Source organism: Streptomyces sp. cmx-4-9 (genome assembly GCF_046548835.1).
In the GTDB taxonomy this organism is placed as follows: Bacteria; Actinomycetota; Actinomycetes; order Streptomycetales; family Streptomycetaceae; genus Streptomyces.
Window position 1 is genome coordinate 283,945 of the sequence record NZ_JAEBEE010000009.1, and the last position, 18,606, is coordinate 302,550.

Genomic DNA, 18,606 nt, shown 5'->3' on the forward strand with positions numbered 1-18,606 from the left:
CAGGCAGATGTCCGGCCACTCTAAATGGGCTACGACGAAGCACAAGAAGGCCGTGGTTGACGCCAAGCGCGGCAAGCTCTTCGCGAAGCTGATCAAGAACATCGAGGTCGCGGCCCGTATGGGCGGCGCCGACGTCGACGGCAACCCCACCCTCTTCGACGCCATCCAGAAGGCGAAGAAGAGCTCGGTCCCGAACAAGAACATCGACTCCGCGGTCAAGCGCGGCGGCGGTCTCGAAGCCGGCGGCGCCGACTACGAGACGATCATGTACGAGGGCTACGGCCCGAACGGCGTCGCGGTGCTCATCGAGTGCCTCACCGACAACCGCAACCGCGCCGCCTCCGACGTACGGGTCGCCATGACCCGCAACGGCGGTTCGATGGCCGACCCGGGCTCCGTCTCGTACCTGTTCAACCGCAAGGGCGTCGTCCTCCTGCCCAAGGGCGAGCTCTCCGAGGACGACATCCTGGAGACGGTGCTCGAAGCCGGCGCCGAGGAGGTCAACGACCTCGGCGAGAGCTTCGAGATCATCAGCGAGGCCACCGACATGGTCGCGGTCCGCACCGCGCTCCAGCAGGCGGGCATCGACTACGACTCGGCCGACTCCAACTTCCTGCCGACCATGCAGGTCGAGCTGGACGAAGAGGGTGCGCGCAAGATCTTCAAGCTCATCGACGCCCTCGAGGACAGCGACGACGTGCAGAACGTCTTCGCCAACTTCGACGTCTCCGACGAGGTCATGGAGAAGGTCGACGCGTAGCACCACCCCTTCCGGCCCCGCGCGGCCGGTGGGGACGCTGCTTGAGACGGGCCGACGGGACACACCCCGTCGGCCCGTCGCTTTGTCAGTGGGGCCCGGTAGCCTGCACCGACACGGACAGGTGAGCGAGGGGAGGGGGCTGCGGTGCGCGTACTCGGCGTGGACCCGGGGCTGACGCGGTGCGGCGTCGGCGTCGTCGAGGGAGTCGCCGGACGCCCCCTGGCCATGCTCGGCGTGGGGGTCGTACGGACCCCGGCGGACGCCGAGTTGGGCCACCGGCTCGTCGCGATCGAGCAGGGCATCGAGGAGTGGATCGACACGCACCGCCCCGAAGTCGTCGCGGTGGAGCGGGTGTTCAGCCAGCACAACGTCAGCACCGTGATGGGCACCGCCCAGGCGAGCGCCGTCGCCATGCTCTGCGCGGCCCGCCGCGGACTGCCGGTCGCCCTGCACACCCCCAGCGAGGTCAAGGCTGCCGTCACCGGCAGCGGCCGGGCCGACAAAGCGCAGGTCGGAGCCATGGTGACCCGGCTGCTGCGGTTGGCCGAACCGCCCCGGCCCGCCGATGCCGCCGACGCCCTCGCCCTTGCCATCTGCCACATCTGGCGGGCCCCCGCCCAGAACCGCCTCCAGCAGGCGGTCGCCCTGCACGCCCAGCACGCCCCGAAAGGCCGTACCCGATGATCGCCTTCGTCAGCGGCCCGGTCGCCGCGCTCGCCCCCACCCTGGCCGTGATCGAGGTCGGGGGCGTCGGCATGGCCGTGCAGTGCACGCCCGCCACCCTCGCCGGCCTGCGGACGGGGGAGCCGGCCCGCCTGGCGACCTCCCTGGTCGTACGGGAGGACTCGCTGACCCTGTACGGCTTCGCCGACGACGACGAGCGGCAGGTGTTCGAGCTGCTCCAGACCGCCAGCGGGGTCGGGCCGCGGCTCGCCCAGGCCATGCTCGGGGTGCACAGCCCGGACGCCCTCCGCCTGGCCGTGTCCACGGGGGACGAGAAGGCGCTGACGGCGGTCCCGGGCATCGGCAAGAAGGGCGCGCAGAAGCTGCTGCTGGAGCTGAAGGACAAGCTGGGGGCCCCGCTGGGGACCAGCGGCCTCGTCGGTGCGCAGCGGGCCGCGGCCGCCGGCCCGGCGCCGTGGACCGAGCAGCTCGCCGCGGCCCTGATCGGCCTGGGCTACGCCGCGCGGGAAGCCGACGACGCGGTCTCCGCGGTGACCCCGCAGGCCGAGGCCGCCATCGCCGCCGGGGGCGCCGCGCCCGTGCCCCAGCTGCTGAGGGCGGCCCTGCAGTCCCTGAACCGCGCCCGCTGACCGGCCCGCAGCGCCGCCGCCGGGCCGCCGCCACCGCCCCCGGCCGGTCGCAGCACCCCCGGAGACCGCGTCCCACCCGCGGACCGGGCCCCACCCCGAGACAGTGCCCCACCGAGGACACCGCGCCCCACCGAGAAGGCAGACAGACACCGTGAACTGGGACGACGACACCGAGGCCACCGCCGGGGGCGACGACCGCATCGTCGCCGCCGCCGCCGACGGGGAGGACACCGCCGTCGAGGCGGCGCTGCGGCCCAAGGACCTCGATGAGTTCGTCGGCCAGGAGAAGGTCCGCCAACAGCTGGACCTCGTCCTGAAGGCGGCCCGCCAGCGCGGCGCCACCGCCGACCACGTGCTGCTCTCCGGCGCCCCGGGCCTCGGCAAGACCACCCTGTCGATGATCATCGCGGCGGAGATGGGCGCGCCCATCCGCATCACCTCGGGGCCCGCGATCCAGCACGCGGGGGACCTCGCCGCCATCCTCTCCTCCCTCCAGGAGGGGGAGGTCCTCTTCCTCGACGAGATCCACCGCATGTCCCGGCCCGCCGAGGAGATGCTCTACATGGCCATGGAGGACTTCCGCGTCGACGTCATCGTCGGCAAGGGGCCCGGGGCCACCGCCATCCCGCTGGAACTGCCGCCGTTCACCCTGGTGGGAGCCACCACCCGGGCCGGTCTGCTGCCGCCTCCGCTGCGCGACCGCTTCGGCTTCACCGGGCACATGGAGTTCTACGCCCCCGAGGAGCTGGAGCGCGTCCTGCACCGCTCCGCCCGCCTCCTCGACGTGGAGATCGACACCGCGGGCGCCGCCGAGATCGCCGGCCGTTCCCGCGGCACCCCGCGCATCGCCAACCGCCTGCTGCGCCGGGTCCGCGACTACGCCCAGGTCCGCGCGGACGGCGTGGTCAACCGGGAGGTGGCCCGAACGGCCCTCCAGGTGTACGAGGTGGACGGGCGCGGGCTGGACCGGCTCGACCGGGCGGTACTGGAGGCCCTGCTGAAGCTGTTCGGCGGCGGGCCGGTGGGCCTGTCGACCCTCGCCGTGGCCGTGGGGGAGGAGCGGGAGACCGTGGAGGAGGTGGCGGAGCCCTTCCTGGTCCGCGAGGGCCTGCTCGCGCGGACTCCCAGGGGGCGGGTGGCGACGCCAGCCGCCTGGGCCCACCTGGGCCTCGTCCCGCCGCAGCACCACGGCAGTGGATCAAGCGGACAACAGGGCTTGTTCGGGGCCTGACGGCGCGGAGGTTCGACCGGCCAGGAACTGCGGTGCCATGCTGGGCGTTGTTCCATCGGTGCGGACTCGCCTAGACTCCGCCGATGCCGACCCTTCGGGTCGGCGTGCCCACCCCCGTAGAAAAAGGCCGTCTCCCGTGCGGTCGTGCGAAGGATCTCCGTCCCGTGAATCTCGTGACACTCCTCCCGTTCATCGTGCTCATCGGGGCGATGTTCCTGATGACCCGTTCCGCCAAGAAGAAGCAGCAGGCGGCCGCGCAGATGCGCGACCACATGGTGACCGGCACCGGCGTCCGCACCATCGGCGGCATGTACGCCACGGTGAAGGAGGTCGGTGACGACACCGTCACCCTCGAGGTGGCTCCCGGCGTCCACGCGATCTACGCGAAGAACGCCATCGGCGCCGTCCTCGAGGATGCGGAGTACAACCGCATCGTCCACGGCATCACCGAGGACGCCCCGGGCGACACGCCGGTCGTCCCGGACGACGCCTCCGCCCTCACCGAGGACCCGAAGACGGACCTCACCAAGGACGAGGACCCGTCCCCCAAGCTCGACCTGGGCAAGAGGGACGACGTGGCGGACGGCTCCGGCGACGAGCCCACGGACGGCAAGGCGGACGGCGGGCCGGCCGCCAAGTAGCGGCCGGCAGGGACCGCGGAGGCGCCGGACCGGCGGTCGCCGCGGTCCCTCGCCCGTGACACTTCTGCGGGGGGCAGGGGTCCCCACCACACATTTCGTGGCCGTCCGCGCGCTGACCCGGCGTGGGACGGTTGGACAGGGAGAAACGACAAGGTGGCAGCACCGAAGAAGGGCCGGCGGCCCACGGGGGCTCAGGGGAGGCCGGGGCGCGCCCTGGCGATCATCCTGATCGCAATGGTGGCGCTCACCGCGGGGATGTTCCTCTCGCATCAGACCACTCCCCGGCTGGGCATCGACCTCGCCGGCGGCACGAGCATCACGCTCAAGGCCAAGAGCGAGCCCGGCAAGCCGAACGCGGTCAACAAGACCAACATGGACACCGCGGTCGGCATCATCGAGCGCCGCGTCAACGGTCTCGGCGTCTCCGAGGCCGAGGTCCAGACGCAGGGCGAGGACCACATCATCGTCAACATCCCCAAGGGGATGAACGAGAAGCAGGCGCGCGAGCAGGTCGGCACCACCGCCCAGCTCTACTTCCGCCCGGTCCTGGCCTTCGCCGACGGCGCCCCGGTCGCCCCCGAGGGCTCGCAGAGCCCGAGCCCCTCCGCGAGCGGCTCCGGCGCTCCGAAGGCGGAGGACGGCGGCAAGTCGTCCCCTCCGGCCACCCCGTCGTCCAGCGCCACTTCCCAGGGCCGTGCGCTCAGCGAGGCCCTCAAGGCCCCGAACGCCCCCTCTCCCTCGCCCTCGGCGAGCGAGTCGAAGAAGGCAGACGACAAGGCGGAGACCCCGGCCCCGACGCCCACCCCCTCGGGTGACGCCGCCGCCGCCGACCTCCAGGCGAAGTTCGCCGCGCTCGACTGCACCGACGAGGCGCAGCGCGCCACGGTGGGCAAGGGCGTCAAGCCCGAGGACCCGACGCTCGCCTGCGGCCAGCGCGGCAGTGCCTGGGGCAAGTGGGTGCTCGGTCCGGCCGCCGTCGAGGGCAAGGACGTCAAGAGCGCCAAGGGCATCATCGACCAGCAGTCCGGTCAGTGGATCGTCACGATGGACTTCAACGACCGCGGCTCCGACGCCTTCGCCAAGGTCACCGGCGAGCTGGCCGCGAAGCAGATGCCGCAGAACCAGTTCGCGATCGTCCTCGACGGCTCGGTCATCTCCGACCCGTCCGTCAGCAGCGCGATCACCGGCGGCAACGCGCAGATCTCCGGCGGGTTCACCCAGCAGTCCGCGCAGGACCTGGGCAACATGCTCTCCTACGGCGCCCTGCCGCTGTCCTTCCAGGAGGACAGCGTCACCACCGTCACCGCCGCGCTCGGCGGCGAGCAGCTGAAGGCCGGCCTGATCGCCGGTGCCATCGGCCTGCTGCTCGTGGTGATCTACCTGCTCGTCTACTACCGCGGTCTGGCCTTCATCGCGATCATCAGCCTCCTGGTGTCCGCGATCCTGACCTACACGATCATGTCGCTGCTCGGGAAGGGCATCGGCTTCGCGCTGAACCTGCCCGCCGTCTGCGGTGCGATCGTCGCGATCGGCATCACGGCGGACTCGTTCATCGTGTACTTCGAACGCATCCGGGACGAGATCCGCGAGGGCCGCACCCTGCGTCCGGCCGTCGAGCGCGCCTGGCCGCGTGCCCGGCGCACCATCCTGGTGTCCGACTTCGTGTCGTTCCTGGCCGCCGCGGTGCTGTTCATCGTCACCGTCGGCAAGGTGCAGGGCTTCGCCTTCACGCTGGGTCTGACCACCCTCCTCGACGTGGTCGTGGTGTTCCTCTTCACCAAGCCCGTCATGACGCTGCTGGCGCGTACGAAGTTCTTCTCCAGCGGCCACCCGTGGTCCGGGCTGGACCCGAAGCGGCTCGGCGCCAAGCCCCCGCTGCGCCGGTCCCGCCGCAGCGGTGCCGCCCCCGCCCCCGTCGACGCAAAGGAGGCGTGAGAGATGTCGAAGCTGGGAGATCTCGGCGCCAAGCTGTACCGCGGTGAGGTCGGCTACGACTTCGTCGGCAAGCGCTTTCTCTGGTACGGCGTTTCCATCCTGATCACCATCACGGCGATCGTCGCCCTGGCCGTCCAGGGCCTCAACATGGGCATCGAGTTCAAGGGCGGTGCCGTCTTCACCACCCCGAAGACGGCCGTCTCCGTCGCCCAGGCCACGGAGGACGCGGAGAAGGCCTCCGGCCACGACGCGATCGTCCAGGAGCTCGGCACCGGCGGCCTGCGCATCCAGATCTCCGGTCTGGACACCGACTCCGCCGCGGGCGTCAAGAAGCAGCTGGCCACCGACCTGAAGGTCACCGAGGTGGACATCAACGCCGACCTGGTCGGCCCCAGCTGGGGCGAGCAGATCGCGAACAAGGCCTGGACCGGCCTCGGCGTCTTCATGGTCCTCGTGGTGATCTACCTGGCCATCGCCTTCGAGTGGCGCATGGCGGTCGCGGCGCTGATCGCCCTGATCCACGACCTCACCATCACCGTCGGCGTGTACGCGCTGGTCGGCTTCGAGGTCACGCCGGGCACGGTCATCGGCCTGCTGACGATCCTCGGCTACTCCCTCTACGACACCGTCGTCGTCTTCGACGGTCTCAAGGAGGGCTCGAAGGACATCACGAAGCAGACCCGCTACACGTACAGCGAGATCGCCAACCGCAGCATCAACGGCACCCTGGTCCGCTCGATCAACACCACCGTCGTGGCGCTGCTCCCGGTCGGCGCACTGCTGTTCATCGGCGGCGGCTTCCTCGGCGCGGGCATGCTCAACGACATCTCCCTGTCGCTGTTCGTCGGCCTCGCGGCCGGTGCGTACTCCTCGATCTTCATCGCGACCCCGCTGGTCGTGGACCTGAAGGAGCGCGAGCCCGCCATGAAGGCGCTGAAGAAGCGGGTGCTCGCCAAGCGGGCGTCCGCCGCGGCCAAGGGCGAGTCCCCCGACGAGGGGTACGAGACCGGGGCCGAGGACGCGCCGCAGGCCGTGTCCCCGGGCCGCTCGGGGCGGCGCCGGTGACCGCCCTGCTGTCCGAGGACGTACGCGAGCTGCTGCTCAGCCGGATCAAGGACGTTCCCGACTACCCGAAGCCGGGCGTGATGTTCAAGGACATCACCCCGCTGCTGGCGGACCCGAAGGCCTTCGGTGCGCTGACGGACACGCTGGTGGACCTGGCCGGGCGGTACGGGGCGACGAAGATCGTCGGCCTGGAGGCGCGGGGGTTCATCCTGGCGGCCCCGGTTGCGGTGCAGGCCGGGATCGGCTTCGTGCCGGTCCGCAAGGCCGGGAAGCTGCCGGGGGCGACCCTCGCCCAGTCCTATGAGCTGGAGTACGGCAGCGCGGAGATCGAGATCCACGCGGAGGACCTGTCGGCCGGTGACCGGGTCATGGTCATCGACGACGTCCTGGCCACCGGCGGTACCGCGGAGGCCTCGCTGGAGCTGATCCGGCGGACCGGCGCGGAGGTCGCCGCGGTGGCCGTCCTGATGGAGCTGTCCTTCCTGCCGGGCCGGGCCAGGCTGGCCGGCCCGCTCGGCGACGCCCCCCTGGACGCGCTGATCGTGGTCTGACCCTCGTGGTCCGGCCCCTCGTGGTCCGACCCGCACTCCGTGCAGCGGCGGGCATCCGGGACACCCCGGGTGCCCGCCGCCCGCGTGTGCGGCGCCGCCGGCGGGCAGCGGGGTCCGCCCGGCGGAGGGCCGGGCCCCGGCCTCGGGGAACGACCCGACCCAACCCTCGCTACGATGGGTTATCCGGACCGGACACGGGCACCGGACCCTCTCCCCGGGCCCGTCCGGGGGGACCCCCGTGAGGAGCGCTCTTGCCAGACGAGGTCCAGCCCCTTCCCGCCGCGCAGCCCGACCCGCAGGCCGAGCCGGCCGCGGCGCCCGCCGCCACGCCCCCGCCGCCCCCGCCGGCCCCGCCGGTCAAGCCCGCGCCGGCGAAGTCGGCCGGGTCCTCCAACCGGGTGCGCGCCCGGCTCGCCCGCCTCGGCGTCCAGCGTTCCAACCCGTACAACCCGGTCCTCGAACCGCTGCTGCGGATAGTGCGCAGCAACGACCCGAAGATCGAGACGGCCACGCTGCGCCAGCTGGAGCAGGCCTACCAGGTCGCCGAGCGCTGGCACCGCGGCCAGAAGCGCAAGAGCGGCGACCCGTACATCACCCACCCGCTCGCGGTGACCACCATCCTCGCCGAGCTCGGCATGGACCCCGCCACCCTCATGGCCGGCCTGCTGCACGACACCGTCGAGGACACCGAGTACGGGCTGGAGGACCTGCGCCGCGACTTCGGCGACGCGGTGGCCCTGCTCGTCGACGGCGTCACCAAGCTCGACCGGGTCAAGTTCGGCGAGGCCGCGCAGGCCGAGACCGTCCGCAAGATGGTCGTCGCGATGGCCAAGGACCCGCGCGTCCTGGTGATCAAGCTCGCCGACCGGCTGCACAACATGCGCACGATGCGCTACCTCAAGCGGGAGAAGCAGGAGAAGAAGGCCCGCGAGACCCTTGAGATCTACGCGCCGCTGGCCCACCGCCTCGGCATGAACACGATCAAGTGGGAGCTGGAGGACCTCGCCTTCGCGATCCTCTACCCCAAGATGTACGACGAGATCGTGCGCCTGGTGGCCGAGAGGGCGCCCAAGCGGGACGAGTACCTCGCCGTCGTCACCGACGAGGTGCAGACCGACCTGCGGGCCGCCCGCATCAAGGCCACCGTCACCGGCCGGCCCAAGCACTACTACAGCGTCTACCAGAAGATGATCGTCCGCGGCCGCGACTTCGCGGAGATCTACGACCTGGTGGGCATCCGCGTCCTCGTCGACACCGTCCGGGACTGCTACGCCGCCCTCGGCACCGTGCACGCGCGCTGGAACCCGGTCCCCGGCCGGTTCAAGGACTACATCGCGATGCCCAAGTTCAACATGTACCAGTCGCTCCACACGACGGTCATCGGGCCCAGCGGCAAGCCGGTCGAGCTCCAGATCCGCACCTTCGACATGCACCGCCGCGCCGAGTACGGCATCGCCGCGCACTGGAAGTACAAGCAGCAGACCGTCGCCGGCACCTCCAAGGTCCGCACCGACGTCCCGCAGGCCGCCAAGGGCAGCGCCGGCCAGGACACCGTCAACGACATGGCCTGGCTGCGCCAGCTGCTGGACTGGCAGAAGGAGACCGAGGACCCGGGCGAGTTCCTCGACTCGCTGCGCTTCGACCTCTCGCGCAACGAGGTCTTCGTCTTCACGCCCAAGGGCGACGTGATAGCGCTGCCGGCCGGCGCCACGCCCGTGGACTTCGCGTACGCCGTCCACACCGAGGTCGGGCACCGGACCATAGGGGCCCGGGTCAACGGCCGCCTCGTCCCGCTGGAGTCCACCCTCGACAACGGGGACCTCGTCGAGGTCTTCACCTCCAAGGCCGAGGGCGCGGGCCCCTCCCGCGACTGGCTCGGCTTCGTGAAGTCCCCGCGGGCCCGCAACAAGATCCGCGCCTGGTTCTCCAAGGAGCGCCGCGACGAGGCCATCGAGCACGGCAAGGACGCCATCGCGCGGGCCATGCGCAAGCAGAACCTGCCGATCCAGCGCATCCTCACCGGGGACTCGCTCGTCACCCTCGCCCACGAGATGCGCTACCCGGACATCTCCTCGCTGTACGCGGCGATCGGCGAGGGCCACGTCGCCGCGCAGGGCGTCGTGCAGAAGCTCGTGCAGGCCCTCGGCGGCGAGGACGCCGCCAACGAGGACATCGAGGAGTCCATCCCGCCGGCCCGCGGACGCAGCAAGCGCCGCGGCAACGCCGACCCGGGCGTGGTCGTCAAGGGCGTCGACGACGTGTGGGTCAAGCTGGCCCGCTGCTGCACCCCGGTGCCGGGTGACCCCATCATCGGCTTCGTCACGCGGGGCAGCGGGGTATCGGTGCACCGAGCGGACTGCGTCAACGTGGACTCGCTCTCCCAGCAGCCCGAGCGGATGCTCGAAGTGGAATGGGCGCCCACCCAGTCCTCCGTCTTCCTGGTCGCCATCCAGGTCGAGGCACTGGACCGCTCCCGGCTGCTCTCCGACGTCACCCGGGTCCTGTCGGACCAGCACGTGAACATCCTGTCGGCGGCCGTGCAGACCTCCCGCGACCGGGTGGCCACCTCCCGGTTCACCTTCGAGATGGGCGACCCCAAGCACCTGGGGCACGTCCTGAAGGCGGTCCGCGGCGTCGAGGGCGTCTACGACGTCTACCGCGTGACCTCGGCCCGCCGGCCGTAACGGCAGGCGGCAGGCGGCACGCGGCCCCGGGCGCACGGCGCGGGACGCCCCGCACGGGAAGGGCCCCGGTACGGATCTCCGTACCGGGGCCCTTCGCGTCAGCTTCCCGTCAGCTTCCCGTCAGTGGGTGCAGCCGGTCAGCCGCCGAACTCCTCCAGGCCCTTCAGCGCCTGGTCCAGCAGGGCCTGGCGGCCCTCCAGCTCACGGGCCAGCTTGTCGGCCTTGGCGTTGTTGCCCGCCGCGCGCGCCGCATCCACCTGGCCGCGGAGCTTGTCGACCGCCGCCTGGAGCTGCCCGGTCAGACCGGCCGCGCGGGCCCGCGCCTCCGGGTTCGTCCGGCGCCACTCGCCCTCCTCGGCCTCCTGGATCGCCCGCTCCACCGTGTGCATCCGGCCCTCGACCTTCGGACGGGCGTCGCGCGGCACGTGGCCGACGGCCTCCCACCGCTCGTTGAGGGTACGGAACGCGGCACGGGCCGCCTTCAGGTCCGTGATCGGGAGGAGCTTCTCGGCCTCCCCGGCCAGCTCCTCCTTCACCTTCAGGTTCTCCACCTGCTCGGCGTCGCGCTCGGCGAACACCTCGCTGCGGGCCGCGAAGAACACGTCCTGGGCCCCGCGGAAGCGGTTCCACAGGTCGTCCTCGGACTCCCGCTGGGCCCGGCCCGCCGCCTTCCAGTCCGCCATCAGCTCGCGGTAGCGGGCCGCCGTCGGACCCCAGTCGGTCGACTTCGACAGCGACTCGGCCTCGGCGACCAGCCTCTCCTTGACCTTGCGGGCGTCCTCGCGCTGCGCGTCCAGCGAGGCGAAGTGGGCCTTGCGGCGCTTGGAGAAGGCGGAACGGGCGTGCGAGAAGCGGTGCCACAGCTCGTCGTCCGACTTGCGGTCCAGACGCGGCAGGCCCTTCCAGATGTCCACCAGGGCCCGCAGCCGTTCGCCGGCGCTGCGCCACTGGTCGCTCTGCGCCAGCTCCTCGGCCTCGACGACCAGCGCCTCCTTGGCCGCGCGGGCCTCGTCCGTCTGCCTGGCCTTCTGGACCTTGCGCTCCTCGCGCCGGGACTCCACGGTCTCCACCAGCTTGTCCAGCCGGACGCGGAGCGCATCGAGGTCGCCCACGGCGTGGTGCTCCTCCACCTGCACCCGCAGGTGGTCGATCGCCGTCTGCGCGTCCTTCGCGGACAGATCGGTGGTCCGCACCCGCTTCTCGAGGAGGCCGATCTCGACCACCAGGCCCTCGTACTTGCGCTCGAAATAGGCCAGGGCCTCCTCGGGGGTGCCCGCTTGCCACGAGCCGACGACCTTCTCGCCCTCGGCAGTACGCACGTACACGGTGCCCGTCTCGTCGACTCGGCCCCACGGGTCGCTGCTCACAGCGCCTCCTCCACCTGATGCCTTGCGAGGGGTTCACCCCCTGGGCATCGTCCACAGTTTCCTGGGGCGGGCCGCGCCCGCCCTGCACAACGCCAACATAGGCGACCGCCGGGCCGGCTGTCCGCATCCCGCACGACGCAATATCGACGTACGGGCGGGGGACGCCGGCCGCGGCTGCGGGCCGCCGCGGGACCTCACCCCTGGGTGACGGTGCCCTTCTCGATCTTGACGTCCGTCTTGGGTGCTCCGTCCTGGCCGCCGTCGGCCGTCCCGGCCTTGGCGACCTCTTCGAGGGCCTTCAGGCCGGCCGCGTCGATCTTGCCGAACGGGGTGTACCCGGGGGCCAGCGGGCTGTCCTTGTAGACGAGGAAGAACTGGCTGCCGCCGGTGCCCGGCTGCCCGGTGTTGGCCATCGCCACCGTGCCCGCCGGGTAGACGACCTGGCCCTGCTCGTTCGGCTTGCCGAGCGAGGCGAGGTCCTCGTCCGGGATGGTGTAGCCCGGGCCGCCGCGGCCGGTGCCCTCCGGGTCGCCGCACTGGAGCACGTAGATCCCGCCGGTCGTCAGCCGGTGGCACTTGGTGTTGTCGAAGTACCCCTTGTCGGCCAGCGACTTGAAGGAGTTCACCGTCTGGGGCGTCTTCGCCGCGTCCATCGCGACGGTGATGTCGCCTGCGCTGGTCTTCAGGGCGAAGGTGTACTTCGCCTTCTGGTCGACCGCCATCTCGGGGGAGGGGGACTGCTTGGGGGAGGGGGAGTCGGACGGGCTCGCCGAGGGGTCGGCCGCCTGGTCCTTCGTGTCCGAGTCGAAGACGCCGGCCGCGATGAGGCCGACCAGCGCGGCGACGACCACCGCCACCGCCGCACCGATCACCGCCGCCCGCCGGCGCGCCTTCGTACGGGCCTCGGCCCGGCGCTTCTGCTGGCGCTCGTACTTCTCCCTGGCGAGCTGTCGCCGCCGCTGATCGCTCGTGACCACCGGGTCGTCTCCTTGTGCGTGTCTGGTACCGCTGTCCGGGCTGGGTTAGGGCGTACCGTATATGGGTTCGCTGTGTCATGAGGGGCGCCGGTAGGCTCTGATCAGCTGCCTTCCGATCCGCAGCCTCCCGCCGGACGAACGATTGAGGACGAACGTGCTGATTGCCGGGTTCCCCGCCGGGGCCTGGGGGACCAACTGCTATGTGGTCGCCCCCGCCGCAGGCGAGGAGTGCGTCATCATCGACCCGGGCCACCAGGCCGCCCAGGGTGTCGAGGAGACGCTGAAGAAGCATCGGCTCAAGCCCGTCGCGGTCGTACTGACCCACGGCCACATCGATCATGTGGCCTCGGTGGTCCCGGTGTGCGGAGCACACGACGTACCGGCCTGGATCCACCCCGAGGACCGCTACATGCTGAGCGATCCGGAGAAGGCCCTGGGCCGCTCCATCGGGATGCCGCTGATGGGCGAGCTGACCGTCGGCGAGCCGGACGACGTCCGCGAGCTCACCGACGGGGCCGGTCTGAAACTGGCCGGAATGGACTTCTCGGTGGCGCACGCGCCCGGCCATACCAAGGGGTCGGTGACCTTCCGGATGCCCGAGCTGGCCGACGTCCCGCCGGTCTTCTTCTCGGGCGACCTGCTCTTCGCCGGCTCCATCGGACGCACCGACCTGCCCGGCGGCTCCCACGCCGAGATCCTCGAATCGCTGGCCCGCGTGTGCCTGCCGCTCGACGACTCGACCGTGGTGCTGTCCGGCCACGGTCCCCAGACCACCATCGGCCGCGAGCGCGCCGCCAACCCGTACCTGCGGGAAGTGGCCGCAGGCCCCCGAGGGCGCGCAGCGGATCCGACAGCCGCACCACGACGAGGAATGTGACGACAGTTCCGTGGCTACTTTTCAGGCCCCCAAGGGCACGTACGACCTGATCCCGCCGGTCTCCGTGAAGTACCTGGCGGTACGCGAGGCCATCGCCGCGCCGCTGCGCAACTCCGGATACGGCTACATCGAGACTCCCGGCTTCGAGGACGTGGGCCTCTTCGCCCGCGGTGTCGGCGAGTCCACCGACATCGTCTCCAAGGAGATGTACGCCTTCGAGACCAAGGGCGGCGACCAGCTGGCCCTGCGCCCCGAAGGCACGGCCTCGGTGCTGCGCGCCGCTCTGGAGGCGAGCCTGCACAAGAAGGGCAACCTGCCCGTCAAGCTCTGGTACTCCGGCTCGTACTACCGCTACGAGAAGCCGCAGAAGGGGCGCTACCGCCACTTCTCGCAGGTCGGTGCCGAGGCGATCGGCGCCGAGGACCCGGCGCTGGACGCCGAGCTGATCATCCTGGCCGACCAGGCGTACCGCTCCCTGGGGCTGCGCAACTTCCGGATCCTGCTGAACTCGCTGGGCGACAAGGAGTGCCGCCCGGTGTACCGGGAGGCACTGCAGTCCTTCCTGAGCGGGCTGGACCTCGACGAGGAGACCGTCCGCCGCGCCGAGATCAACCCGCTGCGCGTCCTCGACGACAAGCGGACCGACGTGCAGAAGCAGCTCGTCGGCGCCCCCGCGCTGCGGGACTACCTGTGCGACGCGTGCAAGGCGTACCACGAGGAGGTGCGCACCCTGGTCACGGCCGCCGGGGTCGCCTTCGAGGACGACGAGAAGCTGGTCCGCGGACTGGACTACTACACGCGGACCACTTTCGAGTTCGTCCACGACGGCCTGGGCTCGCAGTCCGCGGTCGGCGGCGGCGGGCGCTACGACGGCCTGTCCGAGATGATCGGCGGACCGGCGCTGCCCTCGGTGGGCTGGGCGCTGGGCGTGGACCGCACGGTCCTGGCCCTGGAGGCCGAGGGCATCGACCTGGGCATCCCGGCGGCGACGTCGGTGTTCGCGGTGGCCCTGGGCGAGGAGGCCCGGCGCGTGCTGTTCGGGAAGGTCACCGAACTCCGCAGGGCGGGCGTCGCGGCGGACTTCTCGTACGGCGGCAAGGGGCTCAAGGGCTCGATGAAGGACGCGAACCGCTCGGGTGCGCGGCTCACCGTCGTCGCCGGCGAGCGGGACCTCGCCGAGGGCGTCGTCCAGCTCAAGGACATGGAGTCCGGGGAGCAGGCGCCGGTGGCGCTCGCCGACCTCGTCGACGCCGTCCGCGCCCGTCTGGCCTGACCGGGCACACCGCCGCAGGCGGGGCCGGGGATGGCGCGCAGCGCGGTCCCCGCGGCCCCGCCTGCGGCGTTCCCGGCCCCACCGGTCGGTCCTGGCGGGCGGGCGCCGGTCGTGGACCGCTCGTGCGGCGGCGGATCGGACGCGGATCGGCGGCGGATCGGCGGCGGGTCCTTATCCGTTGCGAACGGTGGCCCCCCGGCCCGGTACGGCACAATGGCCGGTGCTTGATGACCTTGCAGGTACGGCCGGACGGCCGGGTTCGGGGATGGCGGAGCGGGGCGGTAGGCATGACGACACGAGGTACGGACGCGGACACCGCCCCGAGGACGACGGTCGGTGCGAGCCGGGCCCTGGCCCTGCTGCTGGTGATCACGGGGGCGGCCGGGCTGCTCGCCGCGTGGGTGATCACGATCGACAAGTTCAAGCTGCTGGAGGACCCGGACTTCGTGCCGGGCTGCAGCCTGAACCCCGTCGTCTCCTGCGGCAACATCATGAAGAGCGACCAGGCGGCCGTCTTCGGCTTCCCCAACCCGATGCTGGGCCTGGTCGCCTACGGCATCGTGGTCTGCGTCGGCATGAGCCTGCTGGCCCGGGCCCGGTTCGCCCGCTGGTACTGGCTGACGCTGAACGCCGGCACCCTCTTCGGCGTCGTCTTCTGCGCCTGGCTGACCTACCAGTCCCTGTACCGGATCAACTCCCTCTGCCTCTGGTGCTCCCTGGCCTGGGTCGCCACCATCGTGATGTTCTGGTACGTCACCTCGCACAACGTGCGCCAGGGACTGCTGCCCGCCCCCGGCTGGCTGCGGCGCTTCTTCGACGAGTTCACCTGGGTGCTGCCCGTGCTGCACATCGGGATCATCGGCATGCTGGTGCTGACCCGCTGGTGGGACTTCTGGACCTCCTGAGCCCGGGCCTGAGCCCGGGCCGCCTGTCGGCGCGCTCGCATAGGCTTCCGGTGTGGAACCAGACCTCTTCACCGCCGCAGCCGAGGAACGCCAGGAGAAGGACCCCGCGAGTTCTCCGCTCGCCGTCCGGATGCGTCCGCGCACCCTGGACGAGGTCGTCGGCCAGCAGCACCTGCTGAAGCCCGGCTCGCCACTGCGGCGGCTGGTCGGGGAAGGGGCGGGGGGACCGGCCGGCGCCTCGTCGGTGATCCTGTGGGGTCCGCCGGGCATCGGCAAGACCACCCTCGCGTACGTGGTCAGCCAGGCCACCCGGAAGCGGTTCGTGGAGCTGTCCGCCATCACGGCCGGCGTCAAGGAGGTCCGGGCGGTCATCGAGGGCGCCCGGCGCGCGGCCGGGGGCTACGGCAAGGAGACCGTCCTGTTCCTGGACGAGATCCACCGCTTCAGCAAGGCGCAGCAGGACTCGCTGCTGCCCGCGGTGGAGAACCGCTGGGTGACGCTGATCGCGGCGACCACGGAGAACCCGTACTTCTCGATCATCTCGCCGCTGCTCTCGCGCTCGCTGCTGCTGACCCTGGAGCCGCTCACCGACGAGGACCTGAGCGCGCTGATGAGCCGGGCCCTGACGGAGGACCGGGGGCTCGGCGGGGCGGTCACCCTGCAGGCGGACGCGCAGGCGCACCTGCTGCGGATCGCCGGCGGCGACGCCCGGCGGGCGCTGACGGCGCTGGAGGCGGGCGCCGGCTCGGCCATCGCCAAGGGCGAGGCCGAGATCACCCTGGAGACCGTGGAGGAAGCGGTCGACCGGGCAGCCGTGCGCTACGACCGGGACGGCGACCAGCACTACGACGTGGCGAGCGCCCTGATCAAGTCGATCCGCGGCTCCGACGTGGACGCGGCCCTGCACTACCTCGCCCGGATGATCGACGCGGGGGAGGACCCGCGGTTCATCGCCCGGCGGCTGATGATCTCGGCCAGCGAGGACATCGGGCTGGCCGACCCGGCGGCGCTGCCCCTCGCGGTGGCCGCGGCCCAGGCCGTGGCGATGATCGGCTTCCCGGAGGCCGCGCTGACCCTGTCGCACGTCACGATCGCCCTGGCCCTGGCCCCGAAGTCGAACACGGCCACCACCGCGATCGGCGCCGCGCTGGCCGACGTACGGGCGGGGCTGGCGGGCTCGGTCCCGGCGCACCTGCGGGACGGGCACTACAAGGGCGCGGCCAAACTGGGGCATGCGCAGGGGTACGTGTACCCGCACGACGTGCCCGGCGCGATCGCCGCCCAGCAGTACGCGCCGGACGAGATCCACGGCAAGCCGTACTACGAGCCGACGCGGTACGGAGCCGAGGCCCGCTACGCGGACGTGGTGGAGAAGGTACGGGAACGGCTGCGCGGCGGGACCTGACGGACCGGGCGCCCCGCTCGTCCCGCCCTCAGTGAGCCGCCGCGGAGAAGAGCGTGTGCACGGCCCGGCGCAGGCCGCAGATGTCCGCGACGGGCTCCGGGAAGTCGAAGCGGGCGTCGAAGGGGCCGGCGGCGCCGCCGGTGAAGCGGATGCGCAGGCCCAGGCGGTCCAGGGCGAGGGGGACGGCGGTCAGGTGCTCGGCGCCCCGCGCGCCGACCAGTCCGCACAGCGTGCCGAGGCGGTCGCCGTGGGCCGCGTACAGGTGCTGGAGCAGCTCGGTCTCGTGCGCGGCCATCGGGTCCGGCTCCGCCGCGGCCAGGGCCTCGGGCTCCACGTGCTCGGCGCCCCACAGGTCGTCCAGCGTGATCTCGCCGACCTCCAGGCGCAGCATCGTCCAGGCGGGGCTGACCGCGTACGGGGGCTCCGGGGGCCCGTCCGGGGCCGGCAGTCCGGCCGCCGGCCGGCGCTCCGCGAGGAGCGCGGCGCACGCCGGGCGGTCGTCCCCGCGCACCGGTGTCAGCCACCCGGTGAGCCGGGCGCGGCCTCGGATACGATGGGGCACGGACACCGGCGCCACATCCGTGATCTCGATCACGGCGGTGAGGTCGTCGTCCTGGGCGTGAGCGGCTGCCCTGGCAGCCGCGGATTCCCCGGAAACCAGGAGAATCACGTCCCCGTCCGGGGTGACGGTCCGTGCGACCGGCATCCCCGTCCCGAACTCGTCGAAAGCCCGGCAGTCACGAGCACCCGGCAGAGTGAGGGATACTGAGGCGTTGGACTCTACGAGGGTTCGTACGCGTTCGGCTCCGGTGAGCTGCCGAACGCCTTCCCTGGGACGCGGCTGACCTTGCTTATCGTCGTCGAAAGCAGATTCCGTTTCGTTGGAATCTGAACTTCGTCGCGCACTGGGCAGGGGGATCCCATGTGGTCGAGACATTACGTCCTCCTCGCTAAGGTAAGCCTCACCTAACTTACATGGAGGTAGGTTCCACGTGAACCAGAAGCGACCCAAGGTCAAGAAGTCGCGTGCCCTCGGCATTGCGCTGACCCCGAAGGCCGTCAAGTACTTCGAGGCCCGCCCCTACCCGCCGGGCGAGCACGGCCGTGGCCGCAAGCAGAACTCGGACTACAAGGTTCGTCTGCTGGAGAAGCAGCGTCTGCGCGCTCAGTACGACATCTCCGAGCGCCAGATGGCCCGCGCGTACGACCGCGCCAAGAAGGCCGAAGGCAAGACGGGCGAGGCGCTGGTCGTCGAGCTCGAGCGTCGCCTCGACGCCCTGGTCCTGCGTTCGGGCATCGCCCGCACCATCTACCAGGCCCGCCAGATGGTCGTCCACGGCCACATCGAGGTCAACGGTGGCAAGGTCGACAAGCCGTCGTTCCGTGTCCGCCCGGACGACGTCATCACGGTGCGCGAGCGCAGCCGCGAGAAGGTTCCGTTCCAGGTTGCCCGCGAGGGTGGCTACGCAGGCGAGGGCGAGACCCCGCGCTACCTGCAGGTCAACCTGAAGGCCCTGGCCTTCCGCCTGGACCGCGACCCGAACCGCAAGGAAATCCCGGTCATCTGCGACGAGCAGCTCGTCGTCGAGTACTACGCCCGCTGATGCAGGCGTAGCCCTCAA

At 71.4% G+C, this 18,606-nt stretch carries 17 protein-coding genes; 14 read left to right on the forward strand and 3 right to left on the reverse strand.

The features are described from left to right. Window positions 1-7: 7 nt before the first annotated feature. From ACLJTM_RS27875 to ACLJTM_RS27915, 9 genes are all read left to right on the forward strand, one after another. On the forward strand, window positions 8-760 hold the full coding sequence (locus ACLJTM_RS27875) for a YebC/PmpR family DNA-binding transcriptional regulator (RefSeq protein ID WP_411106480.1): 753 nt from the start codon (window positions 8-10) through the stop codon (window positions 758-760). A 144-nt stretch (window positions 761-904) separates the two neighbouring features. Then, the gene (gene ruvC, locus ACLJTM_RS27880; RefSeq protein WP_411106481.1) at window positions 905-1,444 is read left to right on the forward strand and encodes a crossover junction endodeoxyribonuclease RuvC; all 540 of its coding nucleotides are present in this window, start codon (window positions 905-907) and stop codon (window positions 1,442-1,444) included. Further along, complete coding sequence (gene ruvA, locus ACLJTM_RS27885; RefSeq protein ID WP_411106482.1) at window positions 1,441-2,073, forward strand: Holliday junction branch migration protein RuvA; 633 nt, start codon at window positions 1,441-1,443, stop codon at window positions 2,071-2,073. The genes ruvC and ruvA overlap by 4 nt, the downstream gene beginning before the upstream one ends. 151 nt (window positions 2,074-2,224) lie before the next feature. Next, complete coding sequence (gene ruvB, locus ACLJTM_RS27890) at window positions 2,225-3,304, forward strand: Holliday junction branch migration DNA helicase RuvB (RefSeq protein ID WP_411106483.1); 1,080 nt, start codon at window positions 2,225-2,227, stop codon at window positions 3,302-3,304. Window positions 3,305-3,468: 164 nt separating this feature from the next. Further along, window positions 3,469-3,945, forward strand: coding sequence for a preprotein translocase subunit YajC (gene yajC / locus ACLJTM_RS27895; protein ID WP_411106484.1), 477 nt, complete (start codon window positions 3,469-3,471; stop codon window positions 3,943-3,945). A 153-nt stretch (window positions 3,946-4,098) separates the two neighbouring features. Beyond that, window positions 4,099-5,880, forward strand: coding sequence for a protein translocase subunit SecD (secD, locus tag ACLJTM_RS27900; protein ID WP_411106485.1), 1,782 nt, complete (start codon window positions 4,099-4,101; stop codon window positions 5,878-5,880). 3 nt (window positions 5,881-5,883) lie between these two features. Next, on the forward strand, window positions 5,884-6,945 hold the full coding sequence (gene secF / locus ACLJTM_RS27905) for a protein translocase subunit SecF (protein ID WP_411106486.1): 1,062 nt from the start codon (window positions 5,884-5,886) through the stop codon (window positions 6,943-6,945). Between the two features lie 5 nt (window positions 6,946-6,950). After that, window positions 6,951-7,496, forward strand: coding sequence for an adenine phosphoribosyltransferase (locus ACLJTM_RS27910; RefSeq protein WP_411106649.1), 546 nt, complete (start codon window positions 6,951-6,953; stop codon window positions 7,494-7,496). A gap of 251 nt (window positions 7,497-7,747) precedes the next feature. Beyond that, window positions 7,748-10,180, forward strand: coding sequence for a RelA/SpoT family protein (locus ACLJTM_RS27915; RefSeq protein WP_411106487.1), 2,433 nt, complete (start codon window positions 7,748-7,750; stop codon window positions 10,178-10,180). A 137-nt stretch (window positions 10,181-10,317) separates the two neighbouring features. On the opposite strand, the gene ACLJTM_RS27920 is transcribed toward ACLJTM_RS27915, so the two are convergent. Both ACLJTM_RS27920 and ACLJTM_RS27925 read right to left on the reverse strand, forming a co-directional pair. Further along, window positions 10,318-11,547, reverse strand: a complete 1,230-nt coding sequence (locus ACLJTM_RS27920) for a DUF349 domain-containing protein (protein WP_411106488.1) — start codon at window positions 11,545-11,547, stop codon at window positions 10,318-10,320. A gap of 194 nt (window positions 11,548-11,741) precedes the next feature. Further along, complete coding sequence (locus ACLJTM_RS27925) at window positions 11,742-12,524, reverse strand: peptidylprolyl isomerase (protein WP_411106489.1); 783 nt, start codon at window positions 12,522-12,524, stop codon at window positions 11,742-11,744. 154 nt (window positions 12,525-12,678) lie between these two features. On the opposite strand from ACLJTM_RS27925, the gene ACLJTM_RS27930 reads away from it, so the two are divergent. From ACLJTM_RS27930 to ACLJTM_RS27945, 4 genes are all read left to right on the forward strand, one after another. Then, complete coding sequence (locus ACLJTM_RS27930; RefSeq protein ID WP_411106490.1) at window positions 12,679-13,401, forward strand: MBL fold metallo-hydrolase; 723 nt, start codon at window positions 12,679-12,681, stop codon at window positions 13,399-13,401. A gap of 10 nt (window positions 13,402-13,411) precedes the next feature. Then, entirely contained in the window at window positions 13,412-14,674 is a 1,263-nt protein-coding gene (gene hisS, locus ACLJTM_RS27935) for a histidine--tRNA ligase (protein WP_411106491.1), read from the forward strand. Window positions 14,675-14,961: 287 nt separating this feature from the next. Beyond that, window positions 14,962-15,579, forward strand: a complete 618-nt coding sequence (locus ACLJTM_RS27940) for a vitamin K epoxide reductase family protein (protein ID WP_411106492.1) — start codon at window positions 14,962-14,964, stop codon at window positions 15,577-15,579. A gap of 52 nt (window positions 15,580-15,631) precedes the next feature. After that, window positions 15,632-16,984, forward strand: a complete 1,353-nt coding sequence (locus ACLJTM_RS27945; protein ID WP_411106493.1) for a replication-associated recombination protein A — start codon at window positions 15,632-15,634, stop codon at window positions 16,982-16,984. A gap of 28 nt (window positions 16,985-17,012) precedes the next feature. On the opposite strand, the gene ACLJTM_RS27950 is transcribed toward ACLJTM_RS27945, so the two are convergent. Then, entirely contained in the window at window positions 17,013-17,921 is a 909-nt protein-coding gene (locus tag ACLJTM_RS27950; RefSeq protein ID WP_411106494.1) for a DUF2470 domain-containing protein, read from the reverse strand. Window positions 17,922-17,976: 55 nt separating this feature from the next. On the opposite strand from ACLJTM_RS27950, the gene rpsD reads away from it, so the two are divergent. After that, the gene (gene rpsD, locus ACLJTM_RS27955; protein ID WP_030294564.1) at window positions 17,977-18,588 is read left to right on the forward strand and encodes a 30S ribosomal protein S4; all 612 of its coding nucleotides are present in this window, start codon (window positions 17,977-17,979) and stop codon (window positions 18,586-18,588) included. Window positions 18,589-18,606 lie beyond the last annotated feature (18 nt).